General features: G+C 71.7%; 13 protein-coding genes, 1 pseudogene and 1 riboswitch. Of the genes and pseudogenes, 6 read left to right on the top strand and 8 right to left on the bottom strand.

What is annotated here, in order from left to right:
• Positions 1–80 precede the first annotated feature (80 nt).
• The gene (gene glyA / locus ACR5MH_RS20880) at positions 81–1,406 is read right to left on the bottom strand and encodes a serine hydroxymethyltransferase (RefSeq protein WP_433862115.1); all 1,326 of its coding nucleotides are present in this window, start codon (positions 1,404–1,406) and stop codon (positions 81–83) included.
• A gap of 36 nt (positions 1,407–1,442) precedes the next feature.
• A riboswitch (ZMP/ZTP riboswitch) is annotated at positions 1,443–1,542 on the bottom strand.
• Between the two features lie 152 nt (positions 1,543–1,694).
• On the opposite strand from glyA, the gene ACR5MH_RS20875 reads away from it, so the two are divergent.
• Complete coding sequence (locus tag ACR5MH_RS20875; RefSeq protein ID WP_431348928.1) at positions 1,695–3,206, top strand: beta-N-acetylhexosaminidase; 1,512 nt, start codon at positions 1,695–1,697, stop codon at positions 3,204–3,206.
• 87 nt (positions 3,207–3,293) lie between these two features.
• On the opposite strand, the gene ACR5MH_RS20870 is transcribed toward ACR5MH_RS20875, so the two are convergent.
• Genes ACR5MH_RS20870 through ACR5MH_RS20860 form a run of 3 tightly spaced genes read right to left on the bottom strand, consistent with a single transcriptional unit; the run spans position 3,294 to position 5,821 of the window.
• Entirely contained in the window at positions 3,294–3,416 is a 123-nt protein-coding gene (locus ACR5MH_RS20870; protein WP_433862114.1) for an LPXTG cell wall anchor domain-containing protein, read from the bottom strand.
• Entirely contained in the window at positions 3,413–3,946 is a 534-nt protein-coding gene (locus ACR5MH_RS20865; protein ID WP_433862113.1) for a hypothetical protein, read from the bottom strand. The genes ACR5MH_RS20870 and ACR5MH_RS20865 overlap by 4 nt, the downstream gene beginning before the upstream one ends.
• A gap of 51 nt (positions 3,947–3,997) precedes the next feature.
• Positions 3,998–5,821, bottom strand: coding sequence for a DUF4012 domain-containing protein (locus tag ACR5MH_RS20860; protein WP_431348926.1), 1,824 nt, complete (start codon positions 5,819–5,821; stop codon positions 3,998–4,000).
• 191 nt (positions 5,822–6,012) lie between these two features.
• On the opposite strand from ACR5MH_RS20860, the gene ACR5MH_RS20855 reads away from it, so the two are divergent.
• Positions 6,013–8,433: a LuxR C-terminal-related transcriptional regulator gene (locus ACR5MH_RS20855; RefSeq protein WP_431348925.1), complete on the top strand. Its 2,421-nt coding sequence runs from the start codon at positions 6,013–6,015 to the stop codon at positions 8,431–8,433.
• Positions 8,434–8,443: 10 nt separating this feature from the next.
• Here ACR5MH_RS20855 and ACR5MH_RS20850 read toward each other — a convergent pair whose 3' ends face one another.
• The 4 genes from ACR5MH_RS20850 to ACR5MH_RS20835 all read right to left on the bottom strand — a co-directional run bounded on the left by ACR5MH_RS20850 (position 8,444) and on the right by ACR5MH_RS20835 (position 12,889).
• Positions 8,444–9,688 carry a hypothetical protein gene (locus tag ACR5MH_RS20850; protein ID WP_431348924.1) on the bottom strand — a complete coding sequence of 415 codons (1,245 nt, stop codon included), beginning with the start codon at positions 9,686–9,688 and terminating at the stop codon, positions 8,444–8,446.
• A 99-nt stretch (positions 9,689–9,787) separates the two neighbouring features.
• A complete protein-coding gene (locus ACR5MH_RS20845; RefSeq protein ID WP_431348923.1) occupies positions 9,788–10,687 on the bottom strand; it encodes a carbohydrate ABC transporter permease in 900 nt (299 codons plus the stop codon).
• Positions 10,684–11,640 (bottom strand): carbohydrate ABC transporter permease, encoded by a 957-nt coding sequence (locus ACR5MH_RS20840; protein ID WP_433862112.1) that lies wholly within the window; start codon positions 11,638–11,640, stop codon positions 10,684–10,686. The genes ACR5MH_RS20845 and ACR5MH_RS20840 overlap by 4 nt, the downstream gene beginning before the upstream one ends.
• Before the next feature lie 7 nt (positions 11,641–11,647).
• The gene (locus tag ACR5MH_RS20835) at positions 11,648–12,889 is read right to left on the bottom strand and encodes an extracellular solute-binding protein (protein WP_431348920.1); all 1,242 of its coding nucleotides are present in this window, start codon (positions 12,887–12,889) and stop codon (positions 11,648–11,650) included.
• A gap of 356 nt (positions 12,890–13,245) precedes the next feature.
• Here ACR5MH_RS20835 and ACR5MH_RS20830 point away from each other — a divergent pair, with 356 nt between their 5' ends.
• The 4 genes and pseudogenes from ACR5MH_RS20830 to ACR5MH_RS20815 all read left to right on the top strand — a co-directional run bounded on the left by ACR5MH_RS20830 (position 13,246) and on the right by ACR5MH_RS20815 (position 15,993).
• Entirely contained in the window at positions 13,246–14,124 is an 879-nt protein-coding gene (locus ACR5MH_RS20830; protein WP_431348919.1) for an SIS domain-containing protein, read from the top strand.
• Positions 14,121–15,089, top strand: coding sequence for an ROK family protein (locus tag ACR5MH_RS20825; RefSeq protein WP_431348918.1), 969 nt, complete (start codon positions 14,121–14,123; stop codon positions 15,087–15,089). Before ACR5MH_RS20830 ends, ACR5MH_RS20825 begins: the two co-directional genes overlap by 4 nt.
• Positions 15,086–15,388 (top strand): annotated as a pseudogene (locus ACR5MH_RS20820) (PfkB family carbohydrate kinase); the annotation flags it as partial. The gene ACR5MH_RS20825 and the pseudogene ACR5MH_RS20820, both read left to right, overlap by 4 nt.
• Positions 15,389–15,438: 50 nt before the next feature.
• Positions 15,439–15,993: a PfkB family carbohydrate kinase gene (locus ACR5MH_RS20815; RefSeq protein ID WP_433862683.1), complete on the top strand. Its 555-nt coding sequence runs from the start codon at positions 15,439–15,441 to the stop codon at positions 15,991–15,993.
• The last annotated feature ends 4 nt before the right edge of the window (positions 15,994–15,997 follow it).

Raw genomic sequence — 15,997 nt, 5'->3', positions numbered from 1 at the left:
CAACCGTCGAGTACGCGAAAAGTTCGCGTACTCGACGGTTTTTTGCTGATTATTCGCGTACTCGGCGGTTGGGCGCCGGGTCAGATGGAGGAGGGGAGCTCGACGGGGAAGCCCTCCTGGCCGGAGGGGGTCAGGCCCGGGTAGAGCGGGAACGCGGCCGTGAGCACGTCGACGCGGGCGCGCAGCGCCTTGGTGTCGGCGCCGGGACGCAGCGCGAGCGCGATGATGTCGGCCACCTCGGTGAACTCGGCGTCGCCGAAGCCGCGGGTCGCGAGGGCGGGCGTGCCGATCCGGAGGCCGGAGGTCACCATCGGCGGGCGCGGGTCGAACGGCACCGCGTTGCGGTTGACGGTGATGCCGACCTCGTGGAGGACGTCCTCCGCCTGCTGGCCGTCGAGGTCGGAGTGGCGCAGGTCGGCGAGCACGAGGTGCACGTCGGTTCCACCGGTGAGCACGTCGACGCCCGCGGCGCGCGAGTCGTCGGCGGTGAGGCGCTCGGCGAGCAGCTTGGCACCGCGGACGGTGCGCTCCTGGCGGTCCTTGAACTCCTCGGTCGCGGCGAGCTTGAACGCGGTCGCCTTGGCGGCGATCACGTGCATGAGCGGCCCGCCCTGCTGGCCCGGGAACACGTTGGAGTTGAGCTTCTTGGCGAGCTCCATGTCGCGGCTGACGATGAAGCCGGAGCGCGGGCCGCCGATGGTCTTGTGCACCGTCGAGCTGACGACGTCCGCGTGAGGCACGGGCGACGGGTGCAGACCGGCGGCCACCAGGCCGGCGAAGTGTGCCATGTCCACCCAGAGCTTCGCGCCCACCTCGTCCGCGATCTCGCGGAACGCGGCGAAGTCGAGCTGGCGCGGGTAGGCCGACCAGCCGGCGATGATGACCTGCGGCTTGTGCTCGAGGGCCTTGTCGCGCACGACGTTCATGTCGACGGTGAAGGACTCCGGGTCGACGCCGTAGGCGACTGCGTTGTAGAGCTTGCCGGAGAAGTTGAGCTTCATGCCGTGGGTCAGGTGGCCGCCGTGCGCGAGCTCCAGACCGAGGATGGTGTCGCCCGGGGTGGCGATGGCCGACAGGACGGCCGCGTTCGCGGACGCACCGGAGTGCGGCTGGACGTTCGCGTACTCGGCGCCGAACAGGCTCTTCGCCCGGTCGATCGCGAGCTGCTCGGCGATGTCGACGTACTCGCAGCCGCCGTAGTAGCGGCGGCCCGGGTAGCCCTCGGCGTACTTGTTCGTCAGCACGGAGCCGACGGCTTCGAGAACGGCGCGCGGCACGAAGTTCTCTGAGGCGATCATCTCGAGGTAGTCGCGCTGGCGGCCGAGCTCGAGCTGCAGCACCTCCGCGATCTCGGGATCGACCTCCGCCAGGGGGGCGGTGAAGGTGGAGGGAAGGGTGTCGGTCACTATCGGCTCCTTGAAAGCAGGGATGGACAATCTTTGTGCATCGACCCAGGCGCGCGGCCGAATCCATCCGTTCGTTCGAGGTAACCGTTGTCGCTCCCCGATGGTGACCATCTGAGCGCCAGTCGCGACGTGAGCAAGCATAGCAAAGGGGCGTGGAACAGGCTCGTGCTCATCCGCTGGAGGCCTTGCTGACGAGTCGGGACGCCTGCGATACTCGCACATGGCCGTCCCGCGGGCGGGCAGTGTCGGCCGAACCCCGAGAATCCCCTGACGCGGTGAGGAGCATCCGTGGTCGTGCCTCGCCCCGCCCAGCTCGAGAAGACGGGCGACGCGCCCTTCACGCTCCTCCCCGGCGCCAGGATCATCGTGGCGGGTCAGGGTGCCGAGGCGGTGGGCCGGCTGCTGCGGGCCGAGCTGGCCACGGACTGTCATCGCGACCTCGCCGTCGTCCACGAGCCTCCGGCGTTCGGGGACATCGCCATCGTGATCGCGGACGACGAGGGGCCGGCCGGGCACCCGGCCGAGGGCTACACCCTGGAGGTCGCGGCCGAAGGCGTGCGGATCGGCGCGGCCACTGCGGCCGGCGCGTTCCGGGGCGTTCAGACGTTGCGGCAGCTCGTGCCGGCCGAGTGCGAGGGCGACCCGCTGACCGTCGACGCGCTCCGGATCACGGACCACCCCCGCTTCGCCTACCGGGGCGCCATGCTGGACGTCGCCCGGCACTTCTTCCCGGTCGCGGACGTCAAGCGGTTCATCGACGCGATCGTCCTGCTGAAGGTCAACCACCTCCACCTGCACCTGACCGACGACCAGGGCTGGCGCATCGAGATCCCCGGCTGGCCGGAGCTGACCCGCATCGGCGGTTCCACGGGCACCGACGGCAGTCGGGGCGGCTTCTACTCCGCGGACGACTACCGCGAGCTGGTCGCCTACGCGCAGGAGCGGCACGTCACGATCGTCCCCGAGCTCGACATGCCGGGGCACACCAACGCGGCGCTCGCCTCCTACCCCGAGCTCAACCCGGACGGCGTCGCACCCGCGCTCTACACCGGGTCGGAGGTCGGCTTCAGCACCCTGCGCACCGGTGACCCGGTCACCGACGGCTTCGTGCGGGACGTGATCGGCGCGGTCGCGGCTCTCACGCCCGGCCCGTACCTCCACATCGGCGGCGACGAGTGCCTCAGCACGCCGGAGGCGGACTTCCAGGCCTTCGTACGGCGGGCGGCGCAGCTCGTCGCCGAGGCCGGCAAAGTCCCGGTCGGCTGGCACGAGATGGGCCACGCGGCCGGTCTCCCCGAGGGGACGGTCGGTCAGTACTGGTCGTTCCGCAGCCCGCGCGACGACGCGGCCGACGAGACACTGGCGTTCGTCCGTGGAGGTGGCGCGGTGATCATGTCCCCGGCCGACGTCGCCTATCTCGACATCGTCTACGAGGAGGGGGACCCGATCGGTCAGGACTGGGCCGACGGCCCGACGGACCTCCGCAGCGCGTACGAGTGGGACCCCGCTCGGATCGTGCCGGGACTGGGAGACGCGCACATCCTCGGCGTCGAGGCTCCGCTGTGGACGGAGACCATCTCGACGATCGAGGAAGTCGAGCGGATGGTGTTCCCCCGGCTCGCGGCCGTCGCCGAGATCGGCTGGTCGGAGGCGCCTGCGGACACGGCCCAGGTGGTGTCGCCGCGCGACTTCGAGGCGTTCGCCGCCCGGGTCGCGCGGCTCGCCGAGCACTGGGACGCGCTGGGAACGTCGTACCGCCGGGTCGCCGAGGTGCCGTGGCCGGAGGACGCGACGCGCTGAGCCGGCGAACGCGAAAGGAGCCGGCGACCCCATCGGGCCACCGACTCCTCTCATCCGGCGAGTGAGAAGCTCAACGGGTCGCGATCATCACGCGGCAGCGGTCTCCGCGCTGCGGCGGCGACGGCGGACGACCAGCAGGACGGCGCCCGCGCCGACCAGGAGCACGGCCGAGCCGGCGATGCTCGCGATCGCGATGTCCGAACCGGTCATCGCGAGGCCTCCGCCGTTGCCCGCGCCGCCGTTGCCGGCACCGCCACCCGCGCCGCCGTCGCCGGTGCCACCGTCGCCGGTGCCACCGTCGTCACTACCCGTCGGGGGATGACCGGGTTCGCGACGGAGATCTGGAACGAGTCCCAGACGTCACCATTGGCGCGGAGCACCTCGAAGGTGTAGCTTTCGCCCGCCTGCGACGGGATGACGAAGGCGAACGAGTGCGAGCCGTCATCCTGCGCCGTGGCGGTGAACTCGCCGACCGTGGGTGCGACCGGCGCGGTCCGCAGCGAGGCGGTGGTCGCGGTGTGTCCGTTCACGCCGGTGAGCTGGTGCGTCAGGGACTCCGCAGCCAGGTACGTGCTCGTCGGAGCGGTGTAGGTGACCGTCTCGCCCGGGTCGACGGTGTACTTGTCGAGCTCGCCGTGCAGCTCACCGCCCGGCGGGTAGTCCGCGTGGGCTGCCGCCGCGGGAGCGAGCGCCAGCGCCAGCGCCAGGGCGACGAGGCCGCCGAACAGTTTCTTCTTCATGGGTTCTCCTTCGTAGGGGATGGGTGTCACTGGCCGACCGCAGCGGTTCGGTCAGCCACAGGTCCCGGGCTCGGCGAAGTGCTCGAACTCGGTGGCGGTGGGGGTCGCGACGACGCGGTCGACGGTCGGCGACCGGGTGGGCAGGGCGGCGAACTCGGCGACGACGACCGAGACGGCTCCCGGAGCGAGGTCGACCGTGACGACGGACACCGGATGGCCGTCGATCATCCGGGAGACGGCGGTGACCTCCGTGCCGTCGACCGTCACGCGGTGCGGACGGAGGCTGTCCGTCCCTGCGAACTGCACCATCGTCCGGATGTGCCCGGTCGGCAGGTCCGGGACGCCGTACCCGGTCACGACCCAGGGGAACGAGGCGATGTCCGCCGGCGCCGTGGAGGCGAGCGTGGCGGTGGCCGTGACGGTGCTTCCGACCTTCAACGTCTCCTTCCCCGCCCGCTCCTTCGCCGGGGCGTGGCAGGTGGCGGTGACAGAGCCTTCGAGGTAGCTGTCCATCTTGCCTGCGGTCCCGTCGGCGAAGAACACGCCGACGGGCGCTCCGCGGTCGGTGAGCTGGGCGAGCGGTCCGGCGAGCGGGCCGCTCGCGATCTCGCGCTGAAGTGCGGCGTCGGCGAACCAGAGCGAGATCCTGCCCTCGTCCACCGCCGCGCCCAGCGCCTTCAGCACGGGTACCGTCCCGGTGCCCGCGCCGAAGAGCTTGTCGAACATGGCGCGCGTGAGCTCGCCGAAGAACGCGTCCTGCTCGTCACGGCTCTCGATCTCGAGGTAGACGTCCCGCAACAGGACGCGTGACGCGTTCTCGCTGTTCAGCTCGCGCCCGCCGACGGTGATCGGGCCGGTCGCCGCCAGCAGCAGGCCGATCGTCGCGGTGTCGATCGAGACCACTCCGTCGAGCTCCTGACCGAGCGCCGTGCGCCAGTGGCCGGCCGTGAGCTCGCCGCTCCGGACGAAGTCGGGCGTCAGGTTGACGTTCTGGATGTACTCGCCGAGCTGGGGTCCGAGCAGCGCCCGCTCCTGCGGGCTCACCTGGAGCCCGGCCCCGGCGGCGGGGTTGAGCTGATCGGGGATGAGCTGCTGCCCCAGCTCGATGCTCCCGCCGTCGGCGGTCAGTTCCGAGACGGCCCCCGCGATCCCGCCTGTGGTCCGGAGCTCGGCGTTGTTGTTGAACAGCAGCGCGTACTTTTTCGCACCGCCGGCGCCGAGAGCGGGCGGGAGCACGCGCGCGGCGACCGAGAGCGAGGAGACGGTCCGGTGCAGGCTGTCGACCAGGCCCTCGGCCTCCCCGACCCCGGAGGCGAGCGGCGGCACGAGCGGGCCCGACGAGGCCTCGCGCAGCGTCGTGCGGCTTCGCTCGAGCGCGCGTTGCGCCGTGCGGAGGCCGGCGGCCGTGCCCGCGACGGCCTTGGTGTCGACCGTCCGCTCGGAGAGCGACACGGCGGTCTCCAGCCGGGCGAGGTCGGCGACCACAGGCGCCAGTCCCCCGTCGACCGTCTCGTGGAGCGCTTCGACGGTGAGCCGGTAGGAGCGCAGGTTGGCGCCGGCGAACGGGACGTACTCGGACGCGCGCCAGACGACATCGCCCGTCAGTCCCTTTGCGTCGTCCAGGCGGCCGGCCACCGCCCGGAGCCGGTCGGCGCGGGAGGCGGCCGACGCCGGGTCCGCCGCCACGGCGTCGAGGATCGCCCTGGCCTCGCCGCGGGCGGCGGAGACGTGACCATAGGAGACGGCCGCTCGGACGCCCACCCAGGCGGCGCACCCCACGACGACGAGCGCGACGGCCCCGAGCGAGATCAGCACGACACGCGTGACGCGTGCGCGCTCGGCCGCTCTCGCACGGCGGCGCGATCGACCGCTCATAGGTCCCGACTCCCTTTCGACATCGGACCCATGCTGTCGTCGGTACCGGCGCCGCCCACCGTCGACCCGGGGATTTACGTGCTGATCGGTCGATGTTCCGTGCAGGTCGCCACACCTTACGTGGAGCAGCTTACATCTTGCGTATTACCGTTGGGCTGCAGCACATTCACCCACGTTTTTGGAGCCAGCCGATGATCGATCCCCGCGCCGCGGGCTCCGCTCCGCTCGCGGGCAGGGACCGTGTCCTGACGCTCGTGCGCGAGCTCCTGTTCTCCATGGACGCGGACGTCGACCTCGTGGGCCCGCGCTTGAGCGGACGCTCGACCGTCGTCGACGCGGTGGCGTCGTCCGCGGCCGACGCGCGCAGAACGGTCGTGCGTGTGAACGGGGTCCGGTCGCTGCGCGAGAGCCCCCTCGCCGCCCTCCACGCAGCGGGGCTCGGTGTGCTGACGTCCCCCGAGCGCCGAACGGCATCCGCCCTGCAGCAGGCGATCGACGGCCTGACGACAGCCGTCGGCTCCGGCGCGGCCGCTCTCCTGGTGGACGACGCCGACCTCCTCGACGACGCATCCGTCGGCGCGATCGACGCCGTGCGCCGTGCGACGCGCACGCCCCTGTTGCGCACCCGCGCGCGGCTGGACGAGGGGCCGTCGACGGCCTATGCGGTGGAGCTCGCCCCGCTCGGTTACGAGGAGCTCCGGTCGGTCATGGCCGAGCGGCTCGGCGGTCCGGTGGACGCAGGCGCGATGAGCCGCGTCTACGCGCTCTGCGGCGGCAACGTCGGCCTCGCGCTCGCGCTCGCGGAACTCGCCGTGCTGGAGGGCCGGCTGGTCCGGGGCCCCGGCGCGTGGTCCGCGACGGGAGAGCTGTGGAGCAGAGCGCTCCGCGGCGCCCTCGAGGCGCAGCTCTCCGGGCTCGACCCGGCCGAGCGCGTCGCGCTGGAGAGGATCGCCGTGACCGGCGTCGGCGACGTGGGATCGGCGCGCGGGCTGGTCGACCCCGCCGCGCTGGACGGGCTGGCGGCGGCCGGTGTGCTCCGGATCGTGCCCCATCGCGGGCGGAGGCTCATCGCCCTCGATCCCCCGGTCCTCGCCGATCACCTCCGCGACCGGGCCCAGGTGGACGCCCCGCCCACCGACGCCGCGTTCGTGCAGCTCGTTCACGCGGCGGCCGACTCCCGCCGCGAGGAGGCCGCGCGCTCGTGGCGCGCTGCCCCGTCGCCGGGGTCGGCGCTCGCCCTCGCGCGCGCTCTGATGGCAGACACGGGGATGGCGCCGGGCTCTGACGCCGAACTCGACCGCGTGCTGGCCGCGTCCGTCGGCCTTCCGGGCGACCCCCTGGACGCGGCGGAACTCGCCGTGCTCCGGGCCCGCCGGGCGCTGGCGCACGGCCAGGGGTTCGCGGCAGCCCTCGCGACCCTGCGGGCCGAGGTCGCCGGGCTCGGTCCTTTCGCACGGCTCGCGGACGCCGCCGCGGTGATGCTCGCCGTCGAAGTCGGAGCCGAGCCGGTCGTTCCCGCAGAGCGCCTGCGCGACGACAGCGACCTCCCGCCGGCCGTGCGGTCACGGCTGCTGGAGGCCTCCCGGGCCGTCGCCCTCCGCGGCGGGCGGTTCGAGGACGCCGTCCGCCTGCGCGACTCGCTCGCCTCGCTGCCCGGGACGTCGGCGCCCGCCAGCGAGGCGGCCGCACACGCCTTCGCCCTCCTCGGCGTGGGGCGGCACGCCGACGCCGTCGCCTGGGCCGAACGCGGTGCCGCGTCGGCGCGCGACCGGCTCGATGCGGGAGCGGTGCGTGCGCACAGCGTCGCACTCGGGCTCTGCCACCTGCTCGCCGACCGTCCGGCCGATGCCGCCGACGCGCTCGCGTCGGCCGCGGCGCTCGGCGCGCCCGCGGTGCCCGGCGCCGCCGTCCAGGTCGCACTCCACGTCCTCACCGCCGTCATCGCGGTGCGCCGGGGCGACACCGCCGTCGCCGAACGCGTCCGGGACGAACTCGCCGCCGGCCTCTCGGCGTCCCCGGAGGGCGACCCGCCGCCCGCGGTCGGGGCAGGAGTGCACTGGATCGACGCTCAACTCGCCGCAGGCCGCGGGCGGCCGGACGAGGCCGCCGAGCTGCTCCGCCGGCTCGCCTCCCGCCTGGCGACGCGCGGCGAGCTGCCCACCGCCGCCCTCGCGCTGCTGACGTCGCTCGAGCACGCGATCGACGACGCCGGGCTGGCGGAGGCCCGCGCCCTCCTCGCGCGGCAGCAGTCCGAACTCCACAACGCACACCTCGCCTTCGTCGAGGCCCGCTCGGAGGGCGGGAACGCGGACCTGGGCGCGCTGGCCGAGCGACTCGCCTCGACCGGACGGGCCGGCCCGGCCGCAGCCCTCCGACGCCCGGCGGGCGACGGCTCCGAAGGCGGCGGGTTCTTCTCGACGCCGATCGCGCTGACGGACCGCGAGCGCGAGATCACCCGGCTCGTCGCCGCGGGCCTCAGCAACCCGGAGATCGCGTCCCGGCTCGTGCTCAGCGTCCGCACCGTCGAGAGCCACGTCAGCAGGGTGATGCGCAAGACCTCGGCGGCCAACCGCGGCGAGCTCGTGGCCCTCGCCCTCCGGCTCGCCCCGTGAGGGAGTCAGGTCAGGGGTAGCCGACGAGCCACAACAGTACGAGCGCCACGGGTTGCAGCGCGATCCCCGCCCACAGCACGATCGTCCGGGCGCGCCTGTTGCGGGTCAGCCCCGGCGCTCCGGCGAGCGGGGCCAGCGGCATGAGCAGCCGGAAGAGGCTCTGCTGCGGCAGGAAGACGGCGAACAGGTAGAGCGCGTAGCTGGCCGCGTATGCGACCACTTCGGTGCCCAGCGCGCGGATGCCCGGCCGGTTCAGCAGCCACACGTAACCGCCGATCGCGGCGATGACGAGGAGGGCGCCGGCGACGCTCGCGTACCGCCAGGTGAAGAGGAACCACGGCGTCAGCGGCACGAAGGCGACCCGGCCGACGAAGCCCGTCCACCAGGACAGCTCGGTCTCCACGTAGGCCCCGGGCGTCCCGGTGACGGTCGCCGCGACCAGTGGCCACGCCAGCCCCGCGACGGCGGTCACCGCGCCGGCGACGATCAACGCGACGCGCTCCCGGGCGCCGAAGGTCTCCTGGCCCCGACGCGCCCGCAGCGCGCGGAGCAGATACACGATCCCGAGGGTGAGCGGAAGCGCGAGCTCTCCCGGCCGGGTGAACGCCGCCGCGACGCCGAACGGGATGACCGTCCAGTACCGACGCGTCATGGTCGCCAGCAGCGCGGCGAACAGCAGCAGGAAGAACAGGCTCTCGGCGTAGGCGATCTGGAGGACGAACGACAGCGGGCCGAAGCAGAAGAACACGGCGGCCCAGAGCCCGCTGACCGAGCCGACGCGCGACGCCACGAGCCGATAGAGCACGAGGCCGGCCGCCGCCCCGCAGAGCACGGAGACCAGCACGCCCGCCGCCGGGAATCCGAGCCCGGTCGCCGCCATGAGCGCGCGCACGATCAGCGGGTACAGCGGCAGGAACGCCCACTCGTTCTGCTGCACGTCGCCATCGGAGTCGACGGGCAGGGTCGCCGGGTAGCCGTGCTCGACGATGCGGCGGTAATAGGAGGCGTCCCAGGTGCCCGCGAAGCCGAGGAAGCTGGGGTGCGTCTGCGGACTGCCGCCCTCCCAGTGCATCGCCCCCGCGACGAGGTAGAGCACGAGCATGAGCAGCGTGGTCAGCACGCGTGAGGCCGCGTAGACGCCGAGCACGCCGGCCCACCAGGGCACCTCCCAGCGGAACAGCCGCACATGGCCGGACTCGGTCACTGGCCCGGCGGGATCCGCCGGGTGCAGCGAACTCGTGATACCGGCCGTCATCGCATTCGATGCTACTCCGGCAGGATGCAGTGGTGCATCGGGGCGCCCGCGTCGCGCCACACGCGCGGGCGCCCCAGCTCGTGGTGGCGGCTGCGCCGGTTACTTGACGCTGCCCGCCGTCAGCCCGCCGACCAGGCGCTTCTCGATGAGCGCGAACAGGATGACCACCGGGATGACCGCGACGACCGACACCGCGAACACGTACTGCCAGGCTGCGTCGTACTGGCCGACGAACTTGGTCAGCGCCACCGACAGCGGCTGGTTCGCGTCCGTGGAGAGGATGACGAGGCTCGCGGCGAACTCGTTCCAGGAGGCGACGAACGTGTAGATGATCGCCGTGACGATACCCGGCCAGACCAGCGGGAGCTGTACCCGCAGCAGCACCGTCCACTTCCCGGCCCCGTCGAGCTGGGCCGCCTCGTCGACCTCCTTGGGCACGCCCGCGAAGAACGTGTGCATGATCCAGATCGCGAACGCCAGGTTGAACGCCGCGTTGACCAGGATCATCGCCAGCCAGGTGTCGTTGATCCCGAGGGACACCATCTCCTTGAACAGACCGGTCGCGAGCACCGTCGGCTGCAGCATCTGCGTGACGATCACCAGGAAGAGGAAGACACCACGGCCCCGGAACCGGAACCGCGCCGTGTAGTACGCCGCCGGGACGCAGACCACCAGCACGAGCACCGTCGCGAACACCGAGATCACGATGGTCGAGATGAGGTTGAGCGGCAGCGGGGTCTCCGGCGTGGACCACATGGTGAGGTAGTTCTCGGGATGCCACTGTGTCGGCAGGTAGGTCGGCGGGACCGCGAGGATGTTGTCCCTGCTCTTGAACGAGCCGACCAGCATGATCAGGTACGGCGCGATGAAGACCAGGGCGATGACGACCCCGGCGGTCACCTTGCCCGCGACCCGCCAGGAGAAGCCCGGGCGCGGGCGGCGGGGCGCGCCGGCGCGCGCGGGCGCTCCGGCGAGCGCGACGGGGGCGGGCGCGGTCATGAGACCTCCTTCATCGGCTTCACGATCCACAGGTAGAGCGCCACGACGACCAGCACGATCAGGAAGTTGATCACACTGAGCGCGCTCGACAGGTCGATGCGCTGTTCGTTCTGCAGCAGCTTGAACACGTACGTGGTCGTGGTGTCGGCCTTGTAGCCGGGGATGGAGCCCGTCATGAGCTTCAGGATCGGCAGCGAGTTGAAGACGTTGATGATGTTGATGAGGCTGGCGAGCGCGATCGCGGGACGCAGGTTGGGCAACGTGACCCCGAAGTAGGAGCGCACGGCCCCGGCGCCGTCGACTTTCGCGGCCTCCAGCATGTCGCCGGGGATGCCGGCGAGCCCGGCGAGGATCGTGTAGGTCGTGAACGGCAGCGAGACGAACACCGCGATCGCGATGGACGACAGGAACGCCGGCAGCGGCTCCTTGGTGAAGCCGAACGGCTGCGCGAGCAGGTGGATGTCGACCAGGAATTTGTTGATGATGCCGTAGAAGGGGTCGAGCCCGTAGACGAAGACCGTCGTGGTCATCACGACGCTCGCCGCCCACGGGACGATGATCGCCATCCGCACCCAGCGCCGGCCGGGGAAGTTCTTGTCGAGGAACTGCGCCAGCGCGAGCGAGATCGCCACGGTGATGACCACCACCGAGACGACCCAGATGAAGGTGTTGAGGAGGATGCCCGGGATCTCCGGGCGCGAGAGCACCGTGATGTAGTTCTGCAGGCCGACCGATCCGTGGTCGACGCCGGCGACCGAGATCTTCCGCGTCGAGTTGAAGATCATGTAGCCCGCAGGGAACAGCACGATGCCGAAGATGAGGAGGAGCGCAGGCAACGTCCACGGCACGGCGTTCCACAGCGAGGTGGTGTTGCCGTGCCGGGTGCGGGGCGCCCCGCGACGGGGACGGCCGGTGGCCGCCCCCGTCGTGGTCGTTTCGATCGTCGAGCTCATGCCGCTGTTACTGGCCCGAAGCCTTCGCCTGGATGGCCTTCAGCAGGTCGGACGGGTTCGCGCCCTGGCCCAGCTGACCGATCTGGCTCTGGATGGCACCCTGGGCGGCCGACCAGTTCGGGTTGGTCGACGGGTAGAACTTGGCGTTCGGCAGCAGGTCCAGGAACGGCTTGATGGTCTCGTCGGAGCCCATCTTGTCCGCGCCGGACTTCGTGGTGGGCAGGAAGCCCTCCTCGCCGACCCACTTGGTGTAGACCGCCGGCGTGTAGAAGTAGTCGAGGAACTTCTTGATCGCGTCCTTCTTGTCGGTCTTGCCCTTGAACGCCATCAGGTGGTCCGCGACGCCCAGCGTGAAGGCGGACCCGTCCTTGGTGGGGATCGGCGCGATCCCGTACTTCAGCGACGGGTTCTTGTCCTTGATCTGGCCGACGATCGGCGGGAGGCCGATCTGCATGCCGAGCTGGCCCTGGATGAAGACGTTCATCAGCGGCGTGCGGTTGGTCGAACCGGGGTTCGCCTGCGTGAGGCCCTGGTTGATGATCTTCTGCATCTCCGTGGCGCCGGCGACGTTCTCGGCGCTGTCGATCGTCAGCTTCTTCGCGTCGCCATAACCACCGCCCGCTCCGTAGAACCAGATCGCGGTCTCGGCCTGAGCCTCCTCTGCCCCGAGCGGCATGCCGTACGGGGTCACGCCCGCGGCCTTCAGCTTGGCGGCGTCGGCCTCGAAGTCGGCCCAGGTCTTGGGCGGGTCGGTGATCCCCGCCTTGGCGAAGTCGTCCTTGTTGTAGAACAGGGCGCGCGCGGAGGCGATGAACGGGAGGCCCCACTGGGTGCCGTCGATGCTCGCGTTCTTGTTGAACGCCGGCTGGAAGTCGTTGAGCGTCTGGGCGGAGACGATGTCCTTCGCCGGGTAGAGCAGGTCGTCGGCGGCGAAGCCGGCGAACGCGTCGATGTTCAGGATGTCCGGCTGCTTGCCCGCCTGGATGCGCGTCTTGATGACGTTGTTGATGTCGGTCCACGACTCGACGTCGAGGTTGACCGTGATGCCCTTGTTGGCGGCCTCGAAGTCCTTGATGATGCCCTGCCACTCGGATTTGGTGTTGTCCGAATAGCTGGCGACCATCAGGTTGAGCTGGCTGCTCCCGCTCGCCGAGCCCCCCGAGCCTCCACTGAAGCCGCAGGACGCGAGCGTCAGGGTCGCGACCGCCGCTGACGCGACGGCGGCTCCCCACCGCAGAGACTTCTTCATCGACTTTCCTCACTCTCGATAAGGATCCCGGACCGTCGCTGAAGGTACTGCAGGTGCGCGGCGGTGCGTATCTGGATGATGCTTCGTGATTTGTTTCGCATGGAAACGATCACATGCACTCAATTGATGCTCGAATAATTGCGCATATCCGGGCCGCACGTCAAGGACCCGGCACCAGATCGTTACCTGGGATTTACACGCCCGACGCGAGAACGCGCCCGACTCGGTCGCAACGATCGAAAGTGATCAGTAGACAGACCTAACGCTCATCAGCAATCATGGACCTGACCGAATCGACGCCTCGACGCGAACGAACGACAGGAGCGAGCAGTGGCGGACATCCCCCGGGAGCGCACATGGAGGCCGAGCTGCGGTCGCAGCCGGAGACCTGGGCCCGTGCGGCAGCTCTCCGCGCCGAGCAGGCGCTGCTTCCTGCGTCCGGCGAGCGCATCGCCGTCGTCGGGTGCGGTACGTCGTGGTTCATGGCGCAGTCGTACGCCGCGCTGCGCGAGTCGGCCGGCCACGGCCTCACCGACGCCTACGCCGCCTCGGAGGCCGTGATCGACCGCGACTACGACGCGATCGTCGCGATCAGCCGCTCGGGCACGACGACCGAGGTCATCGAGCTGGTCGACGGCCTGCGGGGCCGCTCACGGCGGCCGCGGACCATCGCGGTCGTCGGCGCGGCGGGCACGCCGCTGCCCGAGCTCGTGGACGACACCGTGCTCCTGCCCTTCGCCGACGAGACCTCGGTCGTTCAGACGCGCTTCGCCACGACGGCGCTGGCGCTGATCCGCGCCTCCCTCGGCCACGACCTCGGCGCCGCCATCGAGCAGGCCGCCGCAGCGATCGACGAGGACCTGGACGACGCGCTCGTCTCCGCCGAGCAGTACAGCTTCCTCGGCGCCGGCTGGACCATCGGCCTCGCGCACGAGGCCGCCCTCAAGATGCGCGAGGCGTCGCAGTCGTGGACGGAGTCCTACCCGGCCAAGGAGTACCGGCACGGCCCGATCGCGATCGCGGCTCCCGGCCGGGTCACCTGGATGCTGGGCGACGCCCCCACCGGTCTCGCCCAGGACGTCGCGGCCACCGGCGCACGGTTCGAGAACGAACCGATCGACGGCCTCGCCGACCTGGTCCGCGCACAGCGCGTGGCCCTGGAGCGCGCCCGCCGTGCGGGGCTGGACCCCGACCGTCCCCGCAACCTGACGCGCTCTGTCATCCTGACCCCGTGAACGTGAACACTGCCGCCGACGAGCTCGGCCCGGGCGACGCGGTGCTCGCTTTCGACGTCGGCGGCACCGACCTCAAGGCTGCGCTGGTGGACTCCGCCGGCCGTATCGTGGAACTGATCCGCCGGCCCACCCCGCTCGACGGCGCAGACCCCGGACAGGCCGTCGTCGCCGCGACCGCGGAGCTGGCCGCCGGGTTCCGGCGCGCACACCCCGAGGTGGTCCCCGTCGCGGCGGGCCTGGTCGTCCCCGGCCACGTGGACGAGGAGACCGGGGTCGGCGTCTTCTCGGAGAACCTCGGCTGGCACGACTTCCCGTTCCGCGATCGCGCGGCAGAGGCGTACGGGATGCCGGTGTCGTTCAGCCACGACGTGCGCGCCGCGGGCGAGGCCGAGTACCGGTTGGGCGCCGCGGCGGGCTTCCGCGACGTCGTGGTGATGGCGATCGGCACCGGGATCGCCGGCGCCATCTTCATCGACGGCACGCTGTTCACCGGCGGCGGCATGGCCGGCGAGATGGGTCACTCCCGGGTCGCCGACGGACCCGACTGCGCCTGCGGCGGTCGCGGCTGCCTGGAGGCCGTGGCCTCGGCCGCAGCGATCGCGCGGCGGTACACGGCGGTCAGCGGCGTCCCGGTGGCGGGCTCACGGGAGGTGCTGGAGCGGGCCCGCTCCGGCGATCCCGCCGCGCAGCGGATCTGGGACTCCGCACTCGACGCCCTCGCGCTCGACCTGTCCCACACCGTCGCCCTCCTCGCCCCCGAAGCCGTCGTGATCGGCGGCGGCCTGGCGCAGGCCGGCGATGAGCTCTTCGTGCCGCTGGCCCAGCGCCTCGACGCGATCCTCACCTTCCATCGGCGCCCGAAGCTGATCCCGGCGCGCATCGGCGAGAACGCCGGCGTGATCGGCGCCGCCCTCCGGGCGCGCGAGGTCCCGGCTACGGCCGATGCTCTCAAGGCCGTCCGATGATCCTCACCGTCACTCCGAATCCCGCGATCGACCTCACCTATCGCGTCGCGGCGCTGGAGCCCGGCGAGACGCACCGGGTCGCGCCTCCTGCGGTGCGCGCGGGCGGCAAAGGCCTGAACGTCGCACGGGTGATCGCCCAGACCGGAGGCTCGTCGTTCGTCCTGACGACTGCCGGCGGCGCGTCCGGCCTGCGCCTGGCCGACGACCTGGAGGCGAGCCGCCTCCCGTCCGAGCTGATTCCGGTGGCCGCGCCGACACGCAGCAGCATCGCGATCGTGGACGAGCACTCGGGAGTCGCCACGATCTTCAACGAGACGGGCGCCGGGCTCTCCCCGCCGAGTGGACCGCGCTGCGGGAGGCCGTCGAGCGTCTCGCCGTGCCGGCCACCGCGATCGTCGGGTCGGGCAGCCTCCCGCCCGGCGCACCCGAGACCTTCTACGCCGACCTCGTGGAGGTCGCCCGGCATCGCAGCGTCCCGAGCGTCATCGACGCGAGCGGGACGGCGCTCCTGGCCGCGGCCGAGGCGGGCGCCGACGTGCTCAAGCCGAACCGCCGCGAGCTGGCCGACACGGTCGGCTCGGACGACCCGGTCGCGGGTGCCCGCGCTCTCCTGGCGGCCGGCGCCGGGCTGGTCCTCGTCTCGCTGGGCGCGGACGGCATGCTCGCCGTCGGCGAAAACGACACCTGGTCCGCCCGGCTCCCCGAGCCCCTCGCCGGCAACGCGACCGGCGCCGGTGACGCGGCCGTCGCCGCGATCGCGACGGCGCTGGCCGCGGGCACGACCGATCCCGCCGTCCTCGTCCGCCGGGCCACCGCCTGGTCGGCCGCCGCTGTCGTCGCCCCGCTCGCCGGCGAGCTCGACCCCGCCTACCGGGAGTACGAGGCCCGCCTCGTGACCTCCTGAACCG

Source organism: Streptomyces sp. L7, assembly GCF_050990935.1.
Classification (GTDB): Bacteria; Actinomycetota; Actinomycetes; order Actinomycetales; family Microbacteriaceae; genus Leifsonia.
Note: the sequence above shows the minus strand (reverse complement) of the source record. Positions and strands in the feature narration are given on the sequence as shown.

What these genes read in the sequence shown, in the direction of transcription:
- ACR5MH_RS20870 (WP_433862114.1), bottom strand. Translation starts at nt 3,416, where the DNA reads ATGACCGGTTCGGACATCGCGATCGCGAGCATCGCCGGCTCGGCCGTG.
- ACR5MH_RS20865 (WP_433862113.1), bottom strand. Translation starts at nt 3,946, where the DNA reads ATGAAGAAGAAACTGTTCGGCGGCCTCGTCGCCCTGGCGCTGGCGCTG.
- ACR5MH_RS20860 (WP_431348926.1), bottom strand. Translation starts at nt 5,821, where the DNA reads ATGAGCGGTCGATCGCGCCGCCGTGCGAGAGCGGCCGAGCGCGCACGC.
- ACR5MH_RS20855 (WP_431348925.1), top strand. Translation starts at nt 6,013, where the DNA reads ATGATCGATCCCCGCGCCGCGGGCTCCGCTCCGCTCGCGGGCAGGGAC.
- ACR5MH_RS20850 (WP_431348924.1), bottom strand. Translation starts at nt 9,688, where the DNA reads ATGACGGCCGGTATCACGAGTTCGCTGCACCCGGCGGATCCCGCCGGG.
- ACR5MH_RS20845 (WP_431348923.1), bottom strand. Translation starts at nt 10,687, where the DNA reads ATGACCGCGCCCGCCCCCGTCGCGCTCGCCGGAGCGCCCGCGCGCGCC.
- ACR5MH_RS20840 (WP_433862112.1), bottom strand. Translation starts at nt 11,640, where the DNA reads ATGAGCTCGACGATCGAAACGACCACGACGGGGGCGGCCACCGGCCGT.
- ACR5MH_RS20835 (WP_431348920.1), bottom strand. Translation starts at nt 12,889, where the DNA reads ATGAAGAAGTCTCTGCGGTGGGGAGCCGCCGTCGCGTCAGCGGCGGTC.
- ACR5MH_RS20830 (WP_431348919.1), top strand. Translation starts at nt 13,246, where the DNA reads ATGGAGGCCGAGCTGCGGTCGCAGCCGGAGACCTGGGCCCGTGCGGCA.